Annotated in this window: 8 protein-coding genes; 1 reads left to right on the top strand and 7 read right to left on the bottom strand. The window is 67.9% G+C overall.

Annotated elements, in window-relative coordinates; translation table 11 throughout:
- From pilO to VM840_07060, 5 genes are all read right to left on the bottom strand, one after another.
- Positions 1 to 677, bottom strand: a 677-nt coding sequence (pilO, locus tag VM840_07040) for a type 4a pilus biogenesis protein PilO (GenBank protein ID HVL81327.1), incomplete at its 3' end; no start/stop codon positions are given.
- Positions 668 to 1,282, bottom strand: a complete 615-nt coding sequence (locus VM840_07045; GenBank protein HVL81328.1) for a hypothetical protein — start codon at positions 1,280 to 1,282, stop codon at positions 668 to 670. The genes pilO and VM840_07045, both read right to left, overlap by 10 nt.
- Position 1,283: 1 nt before the next feature.
- On the bottom strand, positions 1,284 to 2,579 hold the full coding sequence (pilM, locus tag VM840_07050) for a type IV pilus assembly protein PilM (GenBank protein ID HVL81329.1): 1,296 nt from the start codon (positions 2,577 to 2,579) through the stop codon (positions 1,284 to 1,286).
- 74 nt (positions 2,580 to 2,653) lie between these two features.
- Positions 2,654 to 2,854 (bottom strand): helix-turn-helix domain-containing protein, encoded by a 201-nt coding sequence (locus tag VM840_07055; GenBank protein HVL81330.1) that lies wholly within the window; start codon positions 2,852 to 2,854, stop codon positions 2,654 to 2,656.
- A gap of 135 nt (positions 2,855 to 2,989) precedes the next feature.
- The gene (locus VM840_07060) at positions 2,990 to 3,760 is read right to left on the bottom strand and encodes a prepilin peptidase (GenBank protein ID HVL81331.1); all 771 of its coding nucleotides are present in this window, start codon (positions 3,758 to 3,760) and stop codon (positions 2,990 to 2,992) included.
- A gap of 85 nt (positions 3,761 to 3,845) precedes the next feature.
- On the opposite strand from VM840_07060, the gene VM840_07065 reads away from it, so the two are divergent.
- Positions 3,846 to 5,600 (top strand): O-antigen ligase family protein, encoded by a 1,755-nt coding sequence (locus VM840_07065; protein ID HVL81332.1) that lies wholly within the window; start codon positions 3,846 to 3,848, stop codon positions 5,598 to 5,600.
- A gap of 52 nt (positions 5,601 to 5,652) precedes the next feature.
- On the opposite strand, the gene VM840_07070 is transcribed toward VM840_07065, so the two are convergent.
- Positions 5,653 to 6,168: a prepilin-type N-terminal cleavage/methylation domain-containing protein gene (locus VM840_07070; protein ID HVL81333.1), complete on the bottom strand. Its 516-nt coding sequence runs from the start codon at positions 6,166 to 6,168 to the stop codon at positions 5,653 to 5,655.
- Between the two features lie 133 nt (positions 6,169 to 6,301).
- Positions 6,302 to 6,752: type II secretion system F family protein (locus tag VM840_07075; GenBank protein HVL81334.1), on the bottom strand; the 451-nt coding region annotated here is incomplete at its 5' end.

Raw genomic sequence — 6,752 nt, forward strand, 5'->3', positions numbered from 1 at the left:
GTCTCTGTGGGCGGTGGCGCCTCGGTGGACGCGGGGGCCTCGGTCGTGGGCGGTTGGGGGGCGGCGCCCGGAGCGACCGGGACCGGAGACAGCAGGAACATCTGCATGTCGAACGTCACCTGAAGGGTGGGCGACTGACCCCGGGCGGTCTCTCCCGTGGGAGCCAACGCGAAGTTGTTCAGCCGCACGGCGCGGGGGATCTGCCGCTCCAGGCGGAGTATGAAGTCGAGCAGCTCGAAATAGGTGCCGGTCGTCGAGATGCTCACGGAGATCGCTTGAAGCTCGCCGCCGCCGGCGGGAGCCGCGGGCGGTACGGCCGCGGGATCCCCGGCACCCGCGTAGGGAGCCGGGAGGCTGGGTGTGATCGACAGGAACTCGATCCCGGCCAGGTTCGCCTGCTCCTCCACCTGCAGGATGAAGTCAGGGAGCCTTGGGTCCTCCGGGAGCGCGTCCGTGAAACGGGCCAGCTGCGCGCGCAGCATCGGCTCCTGGTCGCGCAGACGCTGGAGCTCGGCCAGTCGGATCCGCAGCTGGTCGATCTGCTGCTCGGTCGTCTGCTGCTCCGTCCGGAGCTCGGCTATCCGAGCCTGGTTCGGGCGGAACAGGAAGAAGAACCACAGCATCGTCAGCACGACGAAACCCACACCGATCAGGATCGCCCGCGTCCTCAGGGGCATCGCTCGGCCCCCTGGCATCGCTGTGAGAGGAGAGGGGCGGTGACGTAGGCGTTCGAGGCGAAGGAGACGACGTCGTTCGTGCCGATCTCGGTGCGGGTGCCGTTGGTGAGGTAGAGGAAGGCTAGGCCGTCCAGCTGCCCGACGCGGGTCAGCCAGCCCGCCAGGCCCGGGAAGTCGAACACGAAGCCGCTGAACGTGACCGTCCCGAAGGACTGCTCGCCCGTGGGAGCCTGACCGGGCGAGGACGCGAGGGACATGTTCACCAGCCAGGAGTTGTCGGGCATGATCAGCGAGAGGTCGTTGAGGTAGCGCGACCAGGCGATGTCGTTGGTCAAGGCCACCGCGAGCGTGGAGCGCCTCTGCTCGACCGTCTGCTGGAGGTCGCCGAACTGCTGGAGCGCCGCGACCTCCGTCTCCAGCTGCCCCCGCTGCGCCTGGAGCTGTTCGAGCCGCTGCTGCTCGTCGCCGATCGTCCCCCTCTGGATGAAGTAGATGACGGCCAGGAAGACGAGGATGGCGGCGCCGACACCACCGACGATCGTGAGGAGGCGGCGCTGACGCTGCCGCGCCCTGATCTCGGGGGGGAGGAGGTTGATCCTCGCCACGTCAGTCCTCCAGGGCCCCGAGGGCCAGGCCGACGGAGACGCCTAGGAATGGTTCGGCCCCCGCGATCTGGTCCGGCGACATCTGCACCTTCCCCATCCGAACCTTCGAGAAGACCCGGCCCAGCTCGGCATCGAGCCTGAGGGCGGCGCCCAGCCGCGACCGCAGCCCCCCCATGAGGCTCCCGCCTCCGGTGAGGATCACGGCCCTCAGCGGCATGGAGTCCGCCTGGGCCGTGTAGAAGTCGAGGGAGCTCCTCACCTCGACGACGAACCTCTCCACCTGGGTGCTCAGGAGTCCTATGGCCCGCTCCATGTCCGGACCCGAGCCGATCTCCGCCTCCGCGTACGCGTCATCCTCGGTCGGGGGATCGGGTTCCTCCTCGTACCGCGTGGCCGGCTCTTCGTACCGCTCGTCGAAGGCTCCTGGGGGGTCGGCGTAACCGGGCTCGTCCGCGTCGATGTCCGATGCAGGAGTTTCTTCGTCGCCGTAGCCTCCTCCGTCCGGAGGCGGCTCCTCCTCTTGGTCGCGCGTCTCCCCCATCCGCGCGGCCATCGCCGCGGAGGCCCGGTGCTTCAGCGACTCCGCCTCCTCCCAGTCGAGCTGCATGGACGAGACGAGAGCCTGGGTGAACGCGTCGCCGCCCACGTTGAGGATCCGGACGAAGCGGATCCGTCCGCCCTGCTGGACGACGACGGTCGTCACCCCTGCTCCCACGTCGACGATGGCCTCGGCCTCGGGGGCCACCGACCCCACGCTGCCGAGTCCACGGATCAGCGGGTAGGCGTTGAGCTCGAGGACCTCGGGCTCGAGCTTCGCGATGCGCAGCGCGGTTAGGAGCCGGTCGACCATCTCGCGCTCGGCGGCGACGACGACGACCCGCATCTGTGGCGACTCGCCGTCCGTTCCGGTGTACTCGTCCACGACCTCGAAGTCCATGACGGCGTCATCCAGCGGGATCGGGATGTAGTCCTGCGCCTCGAATCGGATGGCGCCCTCGAGGTCCTGGCGCGACATCGAGGGCATCTCGATGAGCCGGACGACCACTCGACGGTTGGCGATCCCGACGCGGACGGTCTTGGACCCGAACCCCGCCCGCTTCCAGAGGGTGGCCAGCGCCTGACCCACCGCCTCGGGGTCCTCTACCTCACCGTCGCGGACGGCCCCCCGTGGGAGCAGCACCTGCCCGAACCGGGTGACGACCGCGTTGCGGTCGCCGCCCTTCATCTCGGCTGCACGCACCGCGTTCGTTCCGACGTCCAACCCGATGTGGACGCGACCGATCCCGAACAGGGCCAAGGGTGCTCCTCACTGCAGACTGGTCTGATCCGGCACGTATTGTGTGCCTGCCCGGGGGGGCTAAAGCAAGGACGTTACCCCCCGACCACTCGCTCCTTGAGGTAGCGGTCGACCTCGGTCTCGCGGATCCGGTAGTTCTTCCCGACGCGGATCGCGCTCAGATGCCCCGACTTGATCAGGCGGTAGACGGTCATGTTGGACACCCGCATCGCCGATGCGACCTCCGAGACCGTCAAGAGCTGCTCCCCCAGCACCGGACCTGGCTTGCTCGCCATCACGTCACCTCGTCTCGTCCATGTGCCGGGACCCCAGCGTCAACATAGGGCTCGGTAGGCACACATGAAACAACTTCCCCCGAAGGGGGTTCACGGTAACAATGGCCACGCATAGTGTCAATGCCGGTCAGAGCGTCACACGCCCAACCAGGCACTGACCAGCGGCCTCCCCAGGTAGAGCGCGATCATCGCGCCCACGCAGAGCATCGGGGCGAAAGGAACAGCGGTCTTGCGCCCCCCGCGGCCAGTGATCAGGACGGCGACGGCGACCAGGCCGCCCACGAAGAAGCCGGCCATCACGGCCACAGCCACCGCGCCGGGTCCGAACCGCCCTGCGACCACGCCGATGAACAGAGCCAGCTTCACGTCCCCCATCCCCATCCCCCCGGGGGAGATCAGCGCGATGAGCAACATGAGCGTGAAGAAACCCACGCCTCCGGCCACCGACCAGGCGATCAGTGTCGGGTCCCCCCGCAGCAGAGATGCCGCTCCTACCCACACCAGGGCGACCGCCGCCGCCGGCAGGACGATCACGTTCGGTACCCGTCGGTGCTCCAGGTCGATGAAGGACAGGGCGACGAAGACCGCGCTCGCCGCGGCGACGAAGGCCGCCACCTCCAGGTCGTCGTACCGGAGGACCGCGACCACGAACAGGACAGCCGTGAGCGCTTCTATCAGCGGGTACCGAGCGGAGATCCTCGCGCCGCAGGTCCGGCACCGCCCCCGCAGCCACAGCCAGGACAGCACCGGCACGTTGTCCAGGGGCTTGAGCCGGGTCCCACAGCTCGGACAGCTCGACCCCGGCTGCGTGAGGGAGCCGCCCCGGGGGACGCGGTGGACGACGACGTTGAGGAAGGACCCGATGGCGAGCCCGAGCAGCCCGGCAGCCGTCTCGGCGAGGTACATGTCCAGAATCATGCCCGAGCCTGGCAGGTGCGCGCCCCCGGGGGAACCTTCGCCTCGGCGGCGGAGTTCGAGCATCCTGGAGGGCGTGTCCGCGGAAGCGAACGTGACAGGCGGTCGGGACCCCCGTCTCGCCGTGGTCGGGATCTTCCTAGTCGTCTGCGCCGCCCCGTTGATGATCTTCCCCGCGTCGACGGCCCCGTACGCCGACATCAAGCAGCTCGTCGTAGCGGGCGGCGCCGCCCTCCTGTTCTTCTCGACCACTGACGTGGATCGGAGACTCGCTGCCGCCGTCGCCCTATGGGTGGCCACCCTGGTCGCCGCCTCCGCGACCGGGGTCGACCCCCTCATGAGCACGTTCGGGACCCCTGATGGCAACGGTGTAGGGCTCATCACGATCCTGTCTTGCGGCGTACTCATCGTCTGCGGGACCGCTGTCCACGGTGCGGTCCGCCAGCGGGTCCCGGTCTGGCTCTTGAACACTGCCTGCGTCGTGGCTGCCGTGGCCGTCGTCGAGAAGGTGCTGGCCGCGGGCGCGGTTCAAGAGCTCGGCGGCTCGGGTTCGCTCCTTGGACAGCCTGTCCTCACGGGTGCGCTACTCGGAACGGCGCTCGTGGCGGCGGGTGGCATCAGACCGACCGCGTCTTGGGCCGCCCGTCTGGCGCTGGTGTCGACCGGGCTCTCGTTCACGGGGAACCGGACGGGATGGATCGCGGCCGCCGCAGGGTTCGCGATCCTGTTCGCGACCAGCCGGCAGCGGAGACCCGTCGTCGTGGCTGGTGCGGTGATCGTGACCACCGCCACATGCTGGATCCTCGTCGAGCGGGCCGCCGCTCCCGCGGAGGGCCACACGCGCCTCTCTCCCGCCGCACGCCTGGCAGAGGTCGAGTACGGGTCGTCCGCTAGACAGAGGCTCTACTACTGGAGCGGTTCGCTGAAGGCCCTCGCGGCCAGGCCCCTGCTCGGGTGGGGACCTGGGAACACGGGCGGGGCCTTCCTCACCTCGGCCTCGGTGACCGATCTGCGAGGCGCGAGGACGAGCTGCATAGACCGCTCCGGAGCATCAGGCGGGCCCTCCGGCGCGAGCCTGGCCACCTTCACCCTCGATGACCCTCACAACATCTTCGTGGCCTCGGCCGTCACCGGGGGTGTCGTGGGCCTGGTCACGTTCTGCGTGGTCCTCGGGCTCGTCGCCGCACGTTCGACGCGCTCTCGGGAACGGGCGTGGGAGGTGCCAGTTGCCTGCGCTCTCCTCATCCCGCATCTCCTTCAGCCTCAGAGCGTCATCCTCACGCCTCTGTGGTTCCTCTTCCTCGGCTTCGTCGCCACCGGGCGAGGACCTGTCAGGACGCCGCCCCGCTGGAGTTGGCTCGGAGCCGTCTGCGTCCTCGTGGTCGGTCTGGCCTCGGCGCGCATGACCGCTTCGGTCCTCGAGTCGTACGCGCGTACGTACGGATCGCCCCGCGCCCTCGCGCTGGCGGCGACGATCGAGCCGGGACGGGTGAGCGCCCTCGACGCCCTCGCGCTCGACAGGGCCCTCGACGGCCGGTCAGGCGTGCCCGGGGCAGCGGATGAAGCCCGGGAGACGGTCCGGACGGCGGTCGCCCAGCATCCCTGGCACCCAAGTGTGCGCCTTACCGCCTCCAACGTCGAGATCCTGCTGAAGAACCCGAGTGCGGCCCGCACCTGGACACATAGGCACCTCGAGAGGTTCCCCTATGATCCGAGAGCCCTGGCGGGCGCGGCCAGGTTAGCGGAGGAGTCGGGGGAGCCGGTACCGACAGCCGACTTCAGGAATCGAATTGATCGCGGTCATCTACATCTCAAGGAGGCTTGCACCTGAAAGAAGAAGGGAGGGGGCCAGGGGACCCCCTCCCTCAAAACAATCCAATTACCTATGGCGCGGGCGGGAACTTGTCCGTCGCCGCCAGTGCCGACGCAGAGGGCGTGCAGGACCCCGTCTTGACTCCGTACGTTGTCGGACCTGACGCACTGTTCTCGTAGATCATCCAGCACAACCCGGTTTCGCTCCGAACCGCGGCGGTAAACACGGGATACGTGGTTTGTCCGCTAACGGTGACGGCCGGGATATTCCAGGCGACCAGCTTCGGGTCGTCGCTGACTTCGCCAGCCCCGGGTTCCGTGTACCGAAGGCTCGGCTCCGCACCACGGAGCATCGGCTCGGTAAGACCCGAATAGGACTCACTGTCCGTGTAGATGGTCTTTGCCGTCGTCAGAGACGAACGCAGCGCCGTCTGAGCAGCACGGTCCTGCGCCCGCTTCCTGGCGCCAAGGAACGTCGGGATGGCGATGGCGATCAAGATGGCGATGATAAGGACAACGACCATCAGCTCGATCAGGGTGAATCCGCGATCCTCGTCCCTCAGACGCTTGTTGAAGAAGTTGATCATTCTTGCACCTCCTTCCCTGTGTGGTCGGCTCGCGCCGCCTTTGGTTCTATCGGCTCCCTTACCTCTTCCCTCAATAGAGCTAACCATCCAAGTTGGGGGAGCGCAACGACCCAGTCGGGGGAGGGTACCTCCCCTACTGGATGAGGTTGATGAGCTGGAACATCGGCAGGTACAGCGAGATCAGGATCCCGCCGACCACCGCTCCCAGCACCGCGATGAGCAGCGGCTCGATGAGCGACGTCAACGATTGCACCGTCGCGTCGACCTCGGAGTCGTAGAAGTCCGCGACCTTCTCGAGCATGTTGTCGACCGCACCTGTCTCCTCCCCCACGGCCAGCATCTGGACCACCATCGGCGGGAAGACCGGGTGACGGGAGAGCGGTCCAGCGATCGTCTCACCTTCGCGTACCGACGTCTGGACGTCCCCCAGCGCCGCGGCGACCACCTTGTTTCCGACCGTGTCCTGGGTGATCTCGATGCTCTGAAGGACCGGCACCCCCGACTTCATCAGCACGCCGAGGGTGCGCGCGAACCGGGACATCGCGACCTTGCGGAAGAGCTGCCCGAAGATCGGCATCTTGAGC

The sequence above is a fragment of the Actinomycetota bacterium genome, assembly GCA_035540895.1.
In the GTDB taxonomy this organism is placed as follows: domain Bacteria; phylum Actinomycetota; class JAICYB01; order JAICYB01; family JAICYB01; genus DATLFR01.

What these genes read in the sequence shown, in the direction of transcription:
- VM840_07070 (HVL81333.1), bottom strand. Translation starts at nt 6,168, where the DNA reads ATGATCAACTTCTTCAACAAGCGTCTGAGGGACGAGGATCGCGGATTC.
- VM840_07060 (HVL81331.1), bottom strand. Translation starts at nt 3,760, where the DNA reads ATGTACCTCGCCGAGACGGCTGCCGGGCTGCTCGGGCTCGCCATCGGG.
- VM840_07055 (HVL81330.1), bottom strand. Translation starts at nt 2,854, where the DNA reads ATGGCGAGCAAGCCAGGTCCGGTGCTGGGGGAGCAGCTCTTGACGGTC.